Origin of the sequence: Rhizorhabdus dicambivorans (assembly GCF_002355275.1) — a bacterium.
GTDB classification, from domain to species: Bacteria; Pseudomonadota; Alphaproteobacteria; order Sphingomonadales; family Sphingomonadaceae; genus Rhizorhabdus; species Rhizorhabdus dicambivorans.
Genome location: NZ_CP023449.1, coordinates 2,187,032 through 2,201,100 on the forward strand (window position 1 = coordinate 2,187,032; position 14,069 = coordinate 2,201,100).

At 67.5% G+C, this 14,069-nt stretch carries 21 protein-coding genes; 9 read left to right on the forward strand and 12 right to left on the reverse strand.

The features are described from left to right. Positions 1 to 71: 71 nt before the first annotated feature. Both CMV14_RS10360 and CMV14_RS10365 read left to right on the forward strand, forming a co-directional pair. Positions 72 to 686 carry a PadR family transcriptional regulator gene (locus CMV14_RS10360; RefSeq protein ID WP_066964940.1) on the forward strand — a complete coding sequence of 205 codons (615 nt, stop codon included), beginning with the start codon at positions 72 to 74 and terminating at the stop codon, positions 684 to 686. Continuing rightward, positions 686 to 1,003 (forward strand): DUF2218 domain-containing protein, encoded by a 318-nt coding sequence (locus CMV14_RS10365; protein WP_066964943.1) that lies wholly within the window; start codon positions 686 to 688, stop codon positions 1,001 to 1,003. The genes CMV14_RS10360 and CMV14_RS10365 overlap by 1 nt, the downstream gene beginning before the upstream one ends. 40 nt (positions 1,004 to 1,043) lie before the next feature. Here CMV14_RS10365 and CMV14_RS10370 read toward each other — a convergent pair whose 3' ends face one another. Continuing rightward, positions 1,044 to 2,225 carry a glycosyltransferase family 4 protein gene (locus CMV14_RS10370; RefSeq protein WP_066964945.1) on the reverse strand — a complete coding sequence of 394 codons (1,182 nt, stop codon included), beginning with the start codon at positions 2,223 to 2,225 and terminating at the stop codon, positions 1,044 to 1,046. Positions 2,226 to 2,341: 116 nt separating this feature from the next. On the opposite strand from CMV14_RS10370, the gene CMV14_RS10375 reads away from it, so the two are divergent. Then, the gene (locus CMV14_RS10375; RefSeq protein WP_066964948.1) at positions 2,342 to 2,752 is read left to right on the forward strand and encodes a low affinity iron permease family protein; all 411 of its coding nucleotides are present in this window, start codon (positions 2,342 to 2,344) and stop codon (positions 2,750 to 2,752) included. Between the two features lie 12 nt (positions 2,753 to 2,764). Here the strand turns inward: CMV14_RS10375 and trmFO are convergent, their stop codons facing one another. From trmFO to xth, 5 genes are all read right to left on the reverse strand, one after another. Beyond that, positions 2,765 to 4,093: a methylenetetrahydrofolate--tRNA-(uracil(54)-C(5))-methyltransferase (FADH(2)-oxidizing) TrmFO gene (gene trmFO / locus CMV14_RS10380; RefSeq protein ID WP_066964951.1), complete on the reverse strand. Its 1,329-nt coding sequence runs from the start codon at positions 4,091 to 4,093 to the stop codon at positions 2,765 to 2,767. A gap of 54 nt (positions 4,094 to 4,147) precedes the next feature. Continuing rightward, a complete protein-coding gene (locus CMV14_RS10385; protein ID WP_066964954.1) occupies positions 4,148 to 4,273 on the reverse strand; it encodes an entericidin A/B family lipoprotein in 126 nt (41 codons plus the stop codon). A 62-nt stretch (positions 4,274 to 4,335) separates the two neighbouring features. Then, the gene (locus CMV14_RS10390) at positions 4,336 to 5,352 is read right to left on the reverse strand and encodes a winged helix-turn-helix domain-containing protein (protein WP_238147252.1); all 1,017 of its coding nucleotides are present in this window, start codon (positions 5,350 to 5,352) and stop codon (positions 4,336 to 4,338) included. A 142-nt stretch (positions 5,353 to 5,494) separates the two neighbouring features. After that, complete coding sequence (locus CMV14_RS26710; RefSeq protein WP_066964960.1) at positions 5,495 to 5,755, reverse strand: hypothetical protein; 261 nt, start codon at positions 5,753 to 5,755, stop codon at positions 5,495 to 5,497. A gap of 80 nt (positions 5,756 to 5,835) precedes the next feature. Next, positions 5,836 to 6,642, reverse strand: coding sequence for an exodeoxyribonuclease III (gene xth / locus CMV14_RS10395; RefSeq protein ID WP_066964963.1), 807 nt, complete (start codon positions 6,640 to 6,642; stop codon positions 5,836 to 5,838). A 110-nt stretch (positions 6,643 to 6,752) separates the two neighbouring features. Here xth and CMV14_RS10400 point away from each other — a divergent pair, with 110 nt between their 5' ends. Next, positions 6,753 to 7,379: a YbhB/YbcL family Raf kinase inhibitor-like protein gene (locus CMV14_RS10400; protein WP_066964966.1), complete on the forward strand. Its 627-nt coding sequence runs from the start codon at positions 6,753 to 6,755 to the stop codon at positions 7,377 to 7,379. Positions 7,380 to 7,381: 2 nt separating this feature from the next. Next, positions 7,382 to 7,960 (forward strand): alpha-ketoglutarate-dependent dioxygenase AlkB, encoded by a 579-nt coding sequence (locus CMV14_RS10405; protein ID WP_066964969.1) that lies wholly within the window; start codon positions 7,382 to 7,384, stop codon positions 7,958 to 7,960. On the opposite strand, the gene CMV14_RS10410 is transcribed toward CMV14_RS10405, so the two are convergent. The 4 genes from CMV14_RS10410 to CMV14_RS10425 all read right to left on the reverse strand — a co-directional run bounded on the left by CMV14_RS10410 (position 7,961) and on the right by CMV14_RS10425 (position 10,461). After that, positions 7,961 to 8,224, reverse strand: coding sequence for a hypothetical protein (locus CMV14_RS10410; RefSeq protein ID WP_066964972.1), 264 nt, complete (start codon positions 8,222 to 8,224; stop codon positions 7,961 to 7,963). It abuts the gene before it with no gap. Positions 8,225 to 8,254: 30 nt separating this feature from the next. Then, on the reverse strand, positions 8,255 to 9,154 hold the full coding sequence (locus CMV14_RS10415; protein ID WP_066964976.1) for an LOG family protein: 900 nt from the start codon (positions 9,152 to 9,154) through the stop codon (positions 8,255 to 8,257). A gap of 66 nt (positions 9,155 to 9,220) precedes the next feature. Next, complete coding sequence (locus CMV14_RS10420) at positions 9,221 to 9,862, reverse strand: extensin family protein (protein WP_238147253.1); 642 nt, start codon at positions 9,860 to 9,862, stop codon at positions 9,221 to 9,223. Then, positions 9,859 to 10,461, reverse strand: a complete 603-nt coding sequence (locus CMV14_RS10425) for a YdeI/OmpD-associated family protein (RefSeq protein WP_066964979.1) — start codon at positions 10,459 to 10,461, stop codon at positions 9,859 to 9,861. The genes CMV14_RS10420 and CMV14_RS10425 overlap by 4 nt, the downstream gene beginning before the upstream one ends. A gap of 149 nt (positions 10,462 to 10,610) precedes the next feature. On the opposite strand from CMV14_RS10425, the gene CMV14_RS10430 reads away from it, so the two are divergent. The 3 genes from CMV14_RS10430 to CMV14_RS10440 are packed head-to-tail and all read left to right on the forward strand — an operon-like array spanning position 10,611 to position 12,484. Next, the gene (locus CMV14_RS10430) at positions 10,611 to 11,204 is read left to right on the forward strand and encodes a hypothetical protein (protein ID WP_066964982.1); all 594 of its coding nucleotides are present in this window, start codon (positions 10,611 to 10,613) and stop codon (positions 11,202 to 11,204) included. 2 nt (positions 11,205 to 11,206) lie between these two features. Then, complete coding sequence (locus CMV14_RS10435; RefSeq protein WP_066964983.1) at positions 11,207 to 11,905, forward strand: hypothetical protein; 699 nt, start codon at positions 11,207 to 11,209, stop codon at positions 11,903 to 11,905. Positions 11,906 to 11,953: 48 nt separating this feature from the next. Next, complete coding sequence (locus CMV14_RS10440; protein WP_066964986.1) at positions 11,954 to 12,484, forward strand: hypothetical protein; 531 nt, start codon at positions 11,954 to 11,956, stop codon at positions 12,482 to 12,484. A gap of 218 nt (positions 12,485 to 12,702) precedes the next feature. Here the strand turns inward: CMV14_RS10440 and CMV14_RS10445 are convergent, their stop codons facing one another. Together CMV14_RS10445 and CMV14_RS10450 are read right to left on the reverse strand one after the other, a co-directional pair. Beyond that, positions 12,703 to 13,116 carry a DUF4345 domain-containing protein gene (locus CMV14_RS10445; protein ID WP_066964989.1) on the reverse strand — a complete coding sequence of 138 codons (414 nt, stop codon included), beginning with the start codon at positions 13,114 to 13,116 and terminating at the stop codon, positions 12,703 to 12,705. Continuing rightward, positions 13,113 to 13,553: a DUF2721 domain-containing protein gene (locus CMV14_RS10450; RefSeq protein ID WP_083215923.1), complete on the reverse strand. Its 441-nt coding sequence runs from the start codon at positions 13,551 to 13,553 to the stop codon at positions 13,113 to 13,115. Before CMV14_RS10450 ends, CMV14_RS10445 begins: the two co-directional genes overlap by 4 nt. A 195-nt stretch (positions 13,554 to 13,748) precedes the next feature. Between CMV14_RS10450 and CMV14_RS10455 the strand changes: the two genes are divergently transcribed. Continuing rightward, a complete protein-coding gene (locus CMV14_RS10455; protein ID WP_083215920.1) occupies positions 13,749 to 14,027 on the forward strand; it encodes a hypothetical protein in 279 nt (92 codons plus the stop codon). Positions 14,028 to 14,069 lie beyond the last annotated feature (42 nt).

Here is a 14,069-nt window from a genome sequence, read left to right on the forward strand (position 1 = left end):
CTCTTTCAAGATATATCTTGGATGCATCGAAACTGATTCGATTCATAACCAGAACGACAGATTGGAGTTTTATGTTCGGTTTTCACAAACGCATGGGCGAACGCCATGCCCGCTGGCATGCGATGCGCGGCGGCCGCCATGGTGGTTTCTGGGGCGGGGGCTTCGGCGACGCCTTCGAAGAGGGATTTGGCGGTTTCGGCGGAGGCCGTGGCGGCCGTGGCGGGCGCCGCCGGGTGTTCGACGGTGCCGAGCTGCGCCTTGTCCTGCTGGCCCTGATCGGTGAGCAGCCGCGCCACGGCTATGATCTGATCAAGGCGATCGAGGAGCGGTCTGGCGGAACCTACGCGCCCAGCCCCGGCGTGGTCTATCCGACGATCACGATGCTGGAGGACATGGGCCACATTGCCGAGCAGGCGGCCGAGGGTTCGAAGCGGCTGTTCGCGATCACCGAGGCGGGCAAGCTGGAGATTGGCGAGCAGGCCGAGAAGGTCGAGGCGCTGTTCGCCCGGATCGCCGCGATGGGCGAGGAGCCGGGCGGCGAGGGCCGTTTCCCGGTCAAGCGGGCGATGATGAACCTCGCCATGGCGTTGCGGGAGCGTATCTCGCGCGGCGATCGCAGCCCCGACATCGCCCATGAGATCGCGGCGCTGCTCGACGAGACCGCGCGCAAGATCGAGCGGCTGTGATGGTCGCGGCGACGGCGGCGGTGCCGACCGCGAACGGCAGCAAATGTCTCCAGCAGCTCTGCAAGCACTGGTCGCACAATCTTTCGGTGGAATTCTCGCCCGAGAAGGGCGTGGTGGTGTTTCCGAAGGACGCGCGCGGCGCGGATTTTCCGGACGATGCCGCGGTCACCTTCACCGCCGCGCCGGACAGGCTGCACGTCCGCATCGAGGCGAGCGCCGACGAGCAGCTCGAACGGCTGAAGGAGGTGGTGGCGACCCATCTCGACCGCTTCGCCTTCCGGGAGGCGCCGCTGGGTTTCGATTGGAAGGAGGCCTGACCGATCCTCCCCACACGAAGCGGGGGGAGGATCGTCCGTATCACGGCACCGGGCTCTGCCGGATCACGCGAATCCCCGCCTGATGCTGGCGGATGATCCGCATATAGCTGTCGACCAGTTCCTGGTTGACCTGGTCCCAGCCATAGCGCTCGCTGGCCCTCAGGCCCGCCTGGCCGATCGTGCGGCGCAGCTCCTCGCTGTCGCAGAAGGCCTGGAGCGCGTCGGCGAAGGCGATGATGCGCCCCGGTGCGATTAGCCGGCCGGTCACGCCGTCCTCGATCAGGCTCTCGCTGCCGGTCGCACGCGCGGCGACGACGGGCAGGCCGGCGGCCATCGCCTCCAGCGTGACGTTGCCGAAGGTCTCCGTCACCGAGGGATTGAACAGCATGTCCATCGAGGCGACCGCGCGGCCCAAATCCTCGCCCGCCTGGAAGCCGGCGAACACCGCCTGGGGAAGCCTTTTCTCGAACCATTCGCGCGCCGGCCCCTGGCCCACCACCAGCACCTTGTGGCGCACCTGGCGGCGTTCGAGCTGGTCGATCGCGTCGGCGAACACGTCGAGCCCCTTTTCCATCACCAGCCGGCCGACGAAGCCGATCGCCACCTCGTCGTCGGCGATGCCCAGCGACCGTCGCCATTCCAGCGAGCGCCGCTCGGGCTGGAAGATCGTCCGGTCGATCCCGCGAGACCAGATGCCGACGTCATAGCTCATCCGCTGTTCGCGCAGCAGTTGCGCCATCGATTCCGACGGCGCGAAGATCGCGTCGCAGCGGCGATAGAAGCGGCGCAGCAACGCCTCCACCAGCGGCTCCATGAAGGCCAGGCCGTAATAGCGGAAATAGGTTTCGAACCGGGTGTGGACCGATGCCACCACCGGCAGCTTGCGCCGCAGCGCCAGGCTGACCGCGCGATGCCCCAGTATCTCGGGGCTCGCGACATGCAGGATGTTCGGATCGAAGCGGGTCAGGTCGCGCCGAACGCGCGCCGGAATGCCGGTAGGGAAGCGATATTCGGCGCGTCCCGGCACCGGCAGCGATGGCACGCTGACGAGATCGCCGGTCGGCGCGAAGGCGGGCTTCTCGATGGTCGGCGAATAGACGCGGACCGCCGCGCCCTGGCGCAGCAGATAGCCGACCAGCCGGTTCAGCGCCTGGTTCGCGCCGTCGCGCACATAGTTGTAGTTGCCCGTGAACAGGGCGACACGAAGCTGGGATGCGTCCATCGGCGCGCTTTAGGGGGCAAAGCCTATCGTCGCAACCGGAACAGCGGCATGCAGCCGAACGTTGTGCTACCGGAAGGAAGGTCCGGACTCGGACGATTTTTCTGAAGGGGCCAGAGATGGATCAGTTCTTCACCCGGATCGCCGCCAGGATCGCCAGCGCGGTCGGCCAGCCGCTGGCCTTCGTGGTCGCCTTCGTGGCGATCATCCTCTGGGGCGCGAGTGGACCGATATTCGGCTTTTCGGACACCTGGCAGCTGATCGTGAACACCACGACCACGATCATCACCTTCCTGATGGTGTTCCTGATCCAGAACGCGCAGAACCGCGACGCGGCGGCGATGCAGGCCAAGCTGGACGAGATCATCCGGGCGATCGATGGCGCGCGCAACGACTATATCGGTATCGAACATCTGACCGAGAGGCAGCTCGAGACGATCCGCGCGGATATCGAACAGGAATGCGCCCCCGTCGGGGCGGGCCTGCCGCACCATACCGACAGCCTCGGCCATCTGATCCGGCGGCGATAGCGAACTCCCCGGTCAGGCGGCCGGGGCCATCCATCCCTTCAGCGCCTCGCCGGCGCGCTCGGCCATCATCGCCTTGCGGTCGCCCTTACGCTTGCGGCCCCCGCGTGCGCCCTCCAGCGGCGGGAAAAGCCCGAAATTGACGTTCATCGGCTGGTAGCTCGCGGCGTCGGCACCGCCGGTTATATGGCCGAGCAGCGCGCCCAGCGCGGTCGTCTCCGGCGGTGACGCGATCGGCTGCCCCAGCAGTTCCGCGGCCGCGAAGCGCCCCGCCAGCAACCCGATCGCGGCGGACTCGACATAGCCTTCGCAGCCGGTGATCTGGCCCGCGAACCGGACGTGCGGACGGCTCTTCAGCCGCAGCGTGCCGTCCAGCAGCTTGGGGCTTTGGATGAAGGTGTTGCGGTGGAGCCCGCCCAGCCGCGCGAACTCGGCCTTCTCCAGTCCGGGAATGGTGCGGAACAGCCGCACCTGCTCGGCATGTTTCAGCTTGGTCTGGAAGCCGACCATGTTCCACAGCGTTCCCAGCGCATTGTCCTGGCGCAGCTGCACCACGGCATAGGGCCAGCGGCCGGTGCGGGGATTATCGAGGCCCACCGGCTTCATCGGCCCATAGCGCAGCGTGTCGACCCCGCGCTCGGCCATCACCTCGATCGGCATGCAGCCGTCGAAATAGGGGGTGTCCTTCTCCCAGTCCTTGAACTCGCCCTTCTCGCCGTCCAGCAGCGCCTGGTGGAAGGCCAGATACTGGTCCTTGTCCATCGGGCAGTTGATATAGTCTTTCGTCTCGCCCTTATCCCAGCGAGAGGCCATCCAGGCGACGTCCATGTCGATGCTGTGGTGGTGGACGATCGGCGCAATCGCATCGAAGAAGGCCAGCGCGTCGGCGCCGGTGGCATCGCCGATCGAGGCGGCCAGCGATGCGGCGGTCAGCGGGCCGGTGGCGACGATCACGGCGCCGCTGTCGGGCAGCGCGTCAACCCGCTCGCGCTCCAGCTCGATGTTGGGATGCTCGGCGATCGCCCGGGTCACCGCCTCCGCATAGCCCTCGCGGTCGACGGCCAGCGCCGATCCGGCCGGCACGCGGTGCGCGTCGGCCTTCGCCATGATCAGCGATCCCAGCGCGCGCATCTCGGCATGGAGCAGGCCGACCGCATTGTGCGGATCGTCAGACCGGAAACTGTTCGAGCAGACCAGTTCGGCAAGGCTGTCGGTCTGGTGCGCGGGGGTATTCTCCACTCCGCGCATTTCGGACAGGCGGACCCGGATTCCCGCCTCGGCGAGCTGCCACGCGGCTTCGGATCCGGCGAGCCCGCCGCCGATGATATGTATCTGATGCGTCATGCGGGCGCTTTAGACGTGGCGCGGCCCGGATTGAAGAGGGGAGTGGTCCCTTCCTCAGAGCGCCTTGTCGCCGGCCTCGCCCACCGACTGGATATCCCGGCCCAGGCCCTTCACCGTGTTGCAGGCGCTCAGCGTCACGATCACGCAGCCCAGGAGCGCAAGGCTCAGCATCTTCCGCATCGGTTCGTCTCCGTCACAAAACCCCGGGGAGGGTTAGCGGCGGCGCGTGCGGGCTGTCCACCTCAAAACCGGGCCTCGACCCTTTCGAGCCCCAGCCACTGGGCCATCGCGGCCAGTTCGTCCGCCAGTTCGCCCTCGGTGTCGGCGGGCGCGCCGGGTTCGAAATGGCGGGACTGGACCAGCAGGCGGGAGGCCTTGCGGTCGGCCTTCAGGTCGACCCGCGCGACCAGCCGGTCGCCGAGCAGCAACGGCAGCACATAATAGCCGTGCCGGCGCTTCTCGGCGGGGGTGTAGATCTCGATCCGGTAATGGAAGCCGAACAGCCGCTCGGTCCGCGCGCGCTCCCAGATCAGCGGGTCGAACGGTGCCAGCAGCGCGCGTGCCGCGATCCGCCGGGGCGCCTTCGCGTCCCGGTGCAGCCAGGCGGGCTGGCGCCACCCATCCACCATGGCGGGCCGCAGCACGCCCTGCTCGGACAATTCGCCGATCGCCTGCTTCGTCTCGGCGACGCCGGTGCGGAAATAGTCGCGCAGGTCGCCCTCGGTCGCGATGCCCATGGCGCGGGCTGCCCGCTCCACAAGTTGGCGATGCGCGTCGGCCCTGGACGGCGTGGGAAGCGCCAGGATCGCGCCCGGGATCACCCGTTCGGTCAGGTCATAGACCCGTTCGAAGCCGTTGCGCCGGGTAGTGGTGGTGATGTGGCCCGCCCAGAACAGCCATTCCAGGCGGCGCTTGGCATCGCCCCATTCCCACCAGCCGCTGCGGCTCCTGTCCTCGTCGAAATCGGAGGCGCCGAGCGGCCCTTCGGCGCGAATGCGATCGAGCACCGCCATCGCCTCGCTACGGCGTTCGCCCGCGAACACGCGCAGGCCCGCCCATCCGCGCTCGCCGCGATCGGCCTCGGCCATCCGCCAGCGCAGCAGCGGATGAAGGTCGAGGGGCAGAAGCGACGCCTCATGCGCCCAATATTCGAACATCCGCCGGCTGCGTCGGCCGCCCCAGGCGGCTTCGTCCAGCAATGCCCGGTCATAGCCGCCCAGCCGCGAGAAGGCGGGCAGATAATGGGCGCGCGTCAGCACGTTGACGCTGTCGATCTGGTGGAGCGAAAGCCGCTCTATCTCGCGCCGGAGCTGTGCCTGTCCGACCTTTCCGGGCGGGCCTTTCCGAATCCCTGCGCCGCCAGCGCGATCCGCCGGGCGGCCGCGAGCGACAGCCGCTCGGTCACGTCCTGCCGATCCGCCCCGCCGCCCAGGCATAATCCTCGGCCGCCTTGCGGTCCTTCGGGTCCTTGAAGGCGGTCTCCGGATCGGGTGCGCTGCCCAGCGCATGCAGGAGGATCCACAGCGCGAAGCGGCGGCCCGCGTCGCGCTCGGTGCCGAAGGCGATGGCGACCCGCTCCCGCCCGGCCTCGATGGCGGCGTCGTCCAGCGTGTCGAGATCGTCTGTGTCGAAATAGTGGAGGAGGAGGGCGTCTAGATCCATGGCGCAGCGATGCCGCGCCGATGCGTGCATGGCAAGCGATGACCGAACATGCCACCTCTTCCCGCTTTCGTCCGTGGGGCTCACCCGGGCTGGCGCTTCGCCCGCCGCCGTTTCCCCTCGCCCAGTTCGATCCACACCGGGGCATGATCGCTGGTCTTTTCCCAGCCGCGCACATGGCTGTCGACCTCGGCCGCCAGCAATCGGTCCGCCAGCGCCGGGCTGAGCAGCAGATGATCGATCCGCAACCCCGCGTCGCGGACGAAGGCATTACGGAAATAATCCCAGAAGGTGTAGATCGTCTCGTCCGGGTGCAGCGCGCGCAGCGCGTCGGTCCAGCCCTGGTCGAGCAGCCTGAAATAGGCGGCGCGGACCTCGGGCGCGAACAGCGCGTCGTCCAGCCAGCGCTCGGGCTTGTACACGTCGCGCTCGGTCGGCATCACGTTGAAGTCCCCGGCAAGGATGGCGGGGGCGCCGCTGTCGATCAGTTCGGCGGCATGGGCGATCAGCCGTTCGAACCAGGCCAGCTTGTAATCGAATTTCGGGCCGGGCCGCGGATTGCCGTTGGGCAGATAGAGGCCGCCGATCAGCAGCCCGTTGACCGCGGCCTCGATATAGCGGCTGTGGGTGTCCTGGGGGTCGCCGGGCAGGCCGCGCCGCGTTTCGACCGGCGCGCCGACCCGGCTGAGGATCGCCACGCCGTTCCAGCTCTTCTGGCCGTGCCAGATCGCATCATAGCCGGCGGCGGCGATCGCGGCGGCGGGAAATCGCTCTTCGGGCGCCTTCAGCTCCTGCAGGCAGACGATGTCGGGGCGGGACTCCTCCAGCCAGCGGAGCAGCACCGGGAGCCGGCCGTTGACCCCGTTCACATTATAGGTCGCGATCTTCATGGCTGCGCAATGAGCGAGGGCCCGGCCGCGTTCCGAAGGGGGTGACATTCGCCGCGCGCGGGATCAGGATGCCCGCCCAAGCATTGTCGTCCGCGAAGGAGAAAAGGCCGATGCTCGAACATCTTCCCGCCTGGCTGGGCGCCATGCTCCGCAATGTCCGCGCGGGGCACAGCAAGCTCGTCATCGTCCAGCCCGAACTGGCGATCGGAGACGCGGTGATCGACCTGTCGAGCCCTGCCTTCGCCTATGGCGGGCGCCTGCCGGTGCGGTTCACCGCCGATGGGGAGGGCGTGTCGCCCCCGCTGGTCTGGGGCGACGTGCCGGAAGGGACGGTCAGTCTGGCGCTGATCGTCGAGGATCCCGATGCCCCGGCGCTGCATCCGCTGGTCCATGCGCTGGTCTGGAATCTTCCCGCCGGGGAGCGCCGCCTCGCCGAAGGGGCCATCGCCAAGGATGGCGGCGGCGCCGAGGACGGGCGCGACGTCGGCCGCAACAGCTTCTTCAGCGAGGGCTGGCTGCCGCCCGATCCGCCCACCGGCCATGGCTCGCATGATTATGTCTTCCAGCTGTTCGCGCTGAGCGAGGCGATACCGATCGGCGCCAATCCCACCCGCAGCGAACTGGCCCGCGTAATAGAGGGCCGCGTGCTGGGCGCGGGCATGCTGGTCGGCACCTATTCGCGCGGCGAGGACAAGCCGCTCTCCAGCCCCGGTATCGTGGGCGCCTCGCCGGCCTGATCATGGGTGTGGACCTGTTCGGCGCGCCGGTGCTGCCCGGCCTTGCCTATGGCGAGGGGATCGTCGGCGTCGCCGAACAGGCCGATCTGATCGCGGCGATCGACGCTGCGGGTCTGGCGCCCTTCCGTTTCCAGGGCTGGCTCGGCAAGCGGCTGACCGCGTCCTTCGGCTGGAGCTATGATTTCGACCGGGGCCGCTTCGGGGCGGCCGATCCGCTCCCTTCCTGGCTGCTGCCGTTGCGCGCGCGAGCGGCGGCCTTCGCGGGGCTCGCTCCCGACGATCTCGTCCAGGCGCTGCTGATCCGCTACGATCCCGGCGCCGGCATCGGCTGGCATCGCGACAGGCCGCAGTTCGAGCATGTTGTCGGCATCTCGCTGGGCGAGGGGGCCACGCTGCGCTTCCGCCGCCGCCGTCCCGGCGGGTTTGACCGGGCTTCGATCGATCTGGCGCCCCGCTCTGTCTATCATCTGAGCGGCGAGGCGCGGCACGGCTGGGAACATGGCATTGCCGAGATGGCGGTGACGCGCTGGTCGATCACCTTCCGCAGCCTTTCGGAAGCCGGACGGCGCGTTGCCGGTTGATCAGCCGGTGCGCCGGATCGAGCGGCGGCGGATCGATGCACCCCAGGCGGTCGCCGCCTGGCCGCGCAGATAGGCGGCTATGTCGTCCGCCGTCGCCGTCAGCCCGTCCTTGCCGAAGCCGAACAGGGCCTTGCCCTGCGCGTCGGTCAACCCGAAACGGCCATAATCGTCGCTGCCCGGCGTGCGCTTGCGCGACTTTACCAGCTTCAGCCCGCGATGGCGGGCGGCCTCGCGGAGTTCATCTATGTCGGTCGAATCCGCCATGCGTGCAGAACGCCGGCGGGCCGAAAGGGTTCAGGCCGCCCTGGGCGGATCGCGGTGCAGGTGAACCCGGTCGCGGGTGGCATAATAGAGGTTCAGTTTCTCCCACGCCTCCTCGGCGGTCTCGACGAAGCGGAACAGGTTGAGGTCGTTCTCCCCGATCACACCCTCCTCGACCAGCTGGTCGAAATTGACCACCTTGCGCCAGAATTCCTGTCCGAACAGGAAGATCGGAAGCTGGGCCATCTTGCCGGTCTGGACCAGCGTCAGCAGTTCGAACAGTTCGTCGAAGGTGCCGAAGCCGCCCGGGAAGGCCGCGACGGCGCGGGCGCGCAGCAGGAAGTGCATCTTGCGCAGCGCGAAATAGTGGAACTGGAAGCTCAGATGCGGGGTGACATAGGGGTTGGGCGTCTGTTCGAACGGCAGCACGATGTTCAGCCCGATCGATTCCGCGCCCACATCGGCGGCGCCGCGATTGGCCGCCTCCATGATCGACGGGCCGCCGCCCGAGCAGACCACGAACTGGCGCTTGCCGTCGGCGTCGAGCGGGCATTCGCTGGCGATCTGTGCCAGCCTGCGGGCCTCGTCATAATATCGGCTCTTGGCGCGCAGCCGCTCGGCGATGCGGCGCTGCTTGTCGGTCGCCGCCGCTTCGACCAGCGCGTCGGCCTTGGCCGGCTCGGGAATGCGCGCGGATCCGTAGAGCACGAAGGTGGAGCCGATATTGGCTTCCTCCAGCAGCAGCTCGGGCTTCAGCAGTTCCAGCTGGAAGCGCACCGGGCGCAGATCGTCGCGCAGCAGGAAATCGGTATCCTGGAAGGCGAGCTTGTAGCTGTTGTTGACGGTCTGCGGCGTTTCGGTCGCGGTCTTCGCGACCGCCGCATCCTCCTTGGCGCGGGCGAAAACCCGCTTGGGTACTTTTCTGTGTGCCATCGTTTCTCTTTATACAGATAAGAAGCTTTCGCGCCCATTACACGGGGTGAGAAAAAAACCGCCCTTTTAGCGGCAATAGGGTCCGCCGCCCATATCGAAATGGAAATGGTCGTGGTGCAGGGCGTTCGCCTCCGGCCCCAGCACCACGCCAAAGCGCTTGCAGGCCGACTTGTGGAGTGCGCGCAGGAAGCCGCGCACGTTCCCGTCCTGCGCGTTCCATCCCTCCCTCACGGTGATGCGCCGGCCATCGCGCAGGCGGAAGGCAGCGATGTCGATGGCATTGGCGCGGCCATGCTCGGACAGCCGGTTGCCGGCCTGGTTGTTGACCGGACGGCAGGCGAAGGAACCAAAGCTCTCGATCCGCACCACCTCGCCGCCCAGCCAGCGGCGCGCCTCCAGCGGCACGTCCTCGCGCACCCAGCGGGCGAAGGGCGCGGCCAGCGTGCATTTGACTGCGCCCAGATTGGTCACGGGAATGCCAATCGCCACCAGCTTCACCGACGAGGTCGCCGAGCAGCCATTGTCGAACCTGCGATCCGGCAGGGCGTCGACCTGCGATCCCTCGGCACGCATCATCGCCACGCAGCGGGCGAAGCGCTCCGGGCTTTCGGGGGGCGGGCGGAAGCCGCCCTGGCGGCTGGGGGAGGGAATGCACGCCGTCAGCGAGAAGATCGCGATGAGGGCGGCATGGCGGATATCAGTTTTCAACAGCGTTCATATTTCCAGTTGAGGCGCTTGCCTTCTTCGAGTTGCGCGATCGTCGTGGCCAGGCGTTTCGCCCGGGTTTCCTCGCGCTTGGCTCCTACGATCCATGCGACATATTCGCGGCGCTGGCCGGGTGGGAAGCCATCGAAGGTGGCGGTCGCGGCCGGCGAGGCCTTCAGCGCGGCGGCCAGATCGGCGGGTATCTCGGCAGGCGGCTTGGGATGTTTGAGAGGACGGGGCGTCTTCTCGCCGCTGTCGATCAGCTCCATCGCGCGGACCACCATCGCCGAGAGCTTCGTGTCGTCGGGCAGGTCGTCCAGGCTGGAGAGCCGGCCAAACTGGCCCATCGCGGATTGCGCTTCGGGCATGTTCTCGCCGGTCACCGCCTTGTTCTGCCAGAAGCCGAAGGTCGCATGCGCCTTGAAGGCGGCCATGTTGCACAGAATGCTGCCGCGATAGCTGATGCTGGGCATTCCCCATTTCAGGCTTTCCTCGCCTTCGGGGCAGGTGCGGGCCAATAAAGCGCGCAAATGCGACAATATTGGCTGTGCGAAGGAGGCTGCCCGCTCGATATAGCGGTCGACGCGCGGATCGCTTTTCATGGGTGAATGCTGATCCGGACCGGGCCCAAGTCAAGTCCAAACGCCCCGATTTGGGGAAGATTTTACGTTTCGGCTCTTTCATGTTCCCGCCAAGTCGCGCAGAATGCGCGGTGGGAAGGCGTTTTCGGACGCCCGATCGGGGTGGGAACATGATGACGATCCATGACGGACGGGCCCTCGGGCTCGCGACGTTCCTTATCTTGTCGGCATCGGTCGCGCAGGCTGCCGAGCCTGCCTCGCGCGCCGAGGCGTTCCGCGCCGCCGACGAGGCGGCGGGCCTCGCGCCGGCGCCCGAGCAAGGCGGCCCCGGCTGCGCGTTGCTCCCTGCCGTGGGGGAGAAGATCGCGGGGGATATGGAACTGGCGGCGGAAGGGCACAGCATGGCCTTCCAGAACGCGGCGACGCGCGATGCGCTGGTCAAGATCCGCCATGCCGACAGCGGCCGCCTTGCCGCCAGCTTCTTCCTGCCCGGCAAGGAGGCGATGACGATCGAGGGCGTGCCCGACGGCACCTATCGCGTCCAATATGCGTTCGGGCCGTCGCTGGCGCCGGATTGCCGTTCGCTGACCCGGATCATCAAGGCCAGCCAGATGCCCGAGGTCGACGATATGCGTACCCATGTGATCGATGACGACGACCATACCGAGGTGAAGCGCTCATCTGTGTCCTATGAACTGTCGGTCACGGAATCGGCCAACGTCAAGCCGATGGCGATCGACGCGGCGGCGTTCAACGCGGAATGAACATGGAAGGCTCCATCCGCGGCCCGGAGGGCTATCCGCCGCCGACGCTGGTGCGCAAGCGGACCTCGAAGGGGCTTCGCTTCGTGCTGCTGCTCGCTTTCGCGCTGCTGGCGGCGGCGGCGTTCATGGCGGCGTCGCGTTTCCTGCAGTCGGAACCCGAGCCCGCCGCGCCGCCGGTGGCCGAAAAGCCGGTGGCCCCGGCGCCGCCGACCGATGTGGAGGCGCCCGCCGGTGCGGTGCCCGAGGCGCCGGCCGCGCCCGAGGTGGTGGTGGAGACCCCCGAAGCGGCGGTCGCCGCCGCGCCGCCCTCGATCGACGCCCGCCAGCCGAACCAATGGTATTATGTCGGTCGGCTCGCCGACGGCCCTGCCGCGATCTACAGCCGCACCGGCGGACAGTGGAACTACGCTTTCGCCTGCAACCGCGCGGCGAAGACGATCGAGATCATCGCCACGGGCATCGGCGATCCCGGCGACTTTGATCGGCAGGCGATCCAGGTCGGCGCGACGAAGCTGGCCATGGACGCCAGCTACGCCAGGGATGCGGGTGGGACGATCAGCACCGTCCTGCCCGCGGGCGATCCCTTCTTCGGCGCGCTCGACGGCGCCACGCCGATGGAGATCCAGCTCGTCGCGAACCGCAAGGCGATCGTTCCGGTCGGCCCCGCGCTGGTTCGCCTCATCCGGACTTGCCGGGCCTGACACGGGTCGGGGGTTTTCATCGCGGCGGCGATCCGCCATGGACGGCGGATGGCTTCTAGATCGACGATCCTCCAGCGGCTTGCCCTGATGTCGCTGCCGCTGGCCCTGAGCGCCTGTGCGCCGACCGTGGCGCCGCCCCCGGCGCCGGTGCCGCCACCCGCGCCGCCCGCGCCTCCCGCCCCCACGCTCGCCAAGGACTGGCGCGACTGGCCGCTGGCGCCGGGCACGTGGCGCTATGTACCCGGCACCCCGGTTTCGGAGGCGCGCTATGGCGAACCGCAGGCCAGCCAGCTCGTGGTGCGCTGCGACGCCGCCAAACGGCAGGTGACGATCATGCGTGCCGGCAGCGCGGCCGAACTGACGATCCTCGCCTCGACGCGCTCGGCGCGTTTCCAGGCGGGCCATATCGACGATCGCGGTATCGCGATGACGGGCTTCATCCTCAGCGCGAATGACGGATTTCTGGATGTGATGGCGTTCAGCCGCGGACGGATCGCGGTGACGGCTCCGGGCCTCGCTCCGGTCGCGGTTCCCGCATGGGCCGAACCCGCGCGGGCCATAGAGGATTGCCGAAAATAAGTTGCATTACAAGGCTTGTTCGCAGGCGCGAGATGACTCATCTTCGGGGCCTCGGCAACAAGCGAAAGGAGGTGATCCGATGTCTCATGGTTCAGCATGGAGGTCGGTTCTGTCCGTTCGGGGGACGCGCTTCTAGAAGCGCCGTTGGTCTCCCGGGCCGGCACTCCGGCCGCTGACCATGTTAGGGGTTGCCGGGGCGAAAGCCTCGGCAGCTCTTTTCATTTGAGGGCGTGGCCATCGCTTCGCCGGGCGCTACGCTCCACGCGCGCCTGCCACAGCATCAGCAGCGGCACGACGATCAGTTCCATGCCCAGCCCCAGCCGATGCTCCCAGCCCGGCGCGCCCGTCAGCAGCCAGCCCAGCGCGCGACCGAGGCCGCCCATCACCACCATCGCGCCGAGCAGGCGGAAGCGGCTCCCTCGGCGTTCGATCGCCGGGATGGTCGAGGCGAAGGCGAAACCCAGCATCAGGAAGATGCCCGACAGATAGCGGAAATGGCTGTCGAGATCGGCCGGTGGGTCCTTCAGCCCGGCCATGGCGGCGCCGCGCAACACGCCGTCGAGCCCGGCCAGGATCGGCACCAGGCAGGCGACGGCGACGGTCGCCTGGAGAAGCCGCCGCTCGGTCTTCATTCGCGTTCGAGCAGTTCGTCCTGGATGCGCGTCGCCACCACCGCGAGGCGGACCTCCACCAGGAACAGGCCGAGCCCGGCGATCAGCAGCAGCATGGCGAGGATGAACGCCGCCGACATGCTCTGGGCGACGACGACGTGGAACATCTGCCCCAGGAAGAGGCCGGCGATGACGATGCAGACCAGCATCGCGCTGATCGCGCACAGCACCAGGGCCATATTGGCATAGAGCATCCGCCGATCGATCAGGCGGAGCTGGGCGACCTGATAGTCATGGCGCGGATCGCCCTTCGGCGCATAATGCTGCTCGATCCAGCGGGCGCGGTCCACGGCGCGGCCCAGTCGGCCGGTCAGCAGGCTGAGAATCGCGCTGATCGCGGTAAGCAGGAAAGACGGCGCCAGCGCGAGCTGGATGGTGTGTGCGATGTCGTCTGGCATCAGCGGGTTCATGGCCCCCTGAATGGGTCAAGCGCCGTAACGATGCAATCTGCGCAGTTGTAAATGCAAAAATTGCATTAAATGCAGAAAGTGCATCCACCTCTTCGAACTGATCAATTGCCTTTCGCACCTGCGGCAGGGATTTTGCATCGCACAATAAAGAGGACCTGCTGGCACATTTGAAAGGAGATCGTGATGAAGAAGATCCTTGCATTTGCCATTCTGGGCTCGATCGCCGCGATGCCGGCAATGGCCGAAAGCTTTACCCGGGACGGGATCAGCTACACCTACACCACCAAGGCGGTCGGCGATGCCACGATCATCTCGGGCAAGGTCGTCAACAGCGGCGAAAGCTTCGAGCTGAAGGTCAAGGGCAGCCGCGTCTGGGGCAAGATGGGCGCGAGCCCGGTCAGCTTCCGCACCGCCGAAGTCGCCGCGGCGCCTGCCGGCAGCACGGTGATGGCGGCCAAGTAACCGTCCTGTCGCGTATCGGAAAGGGAGGCGGAGCGGATCCGC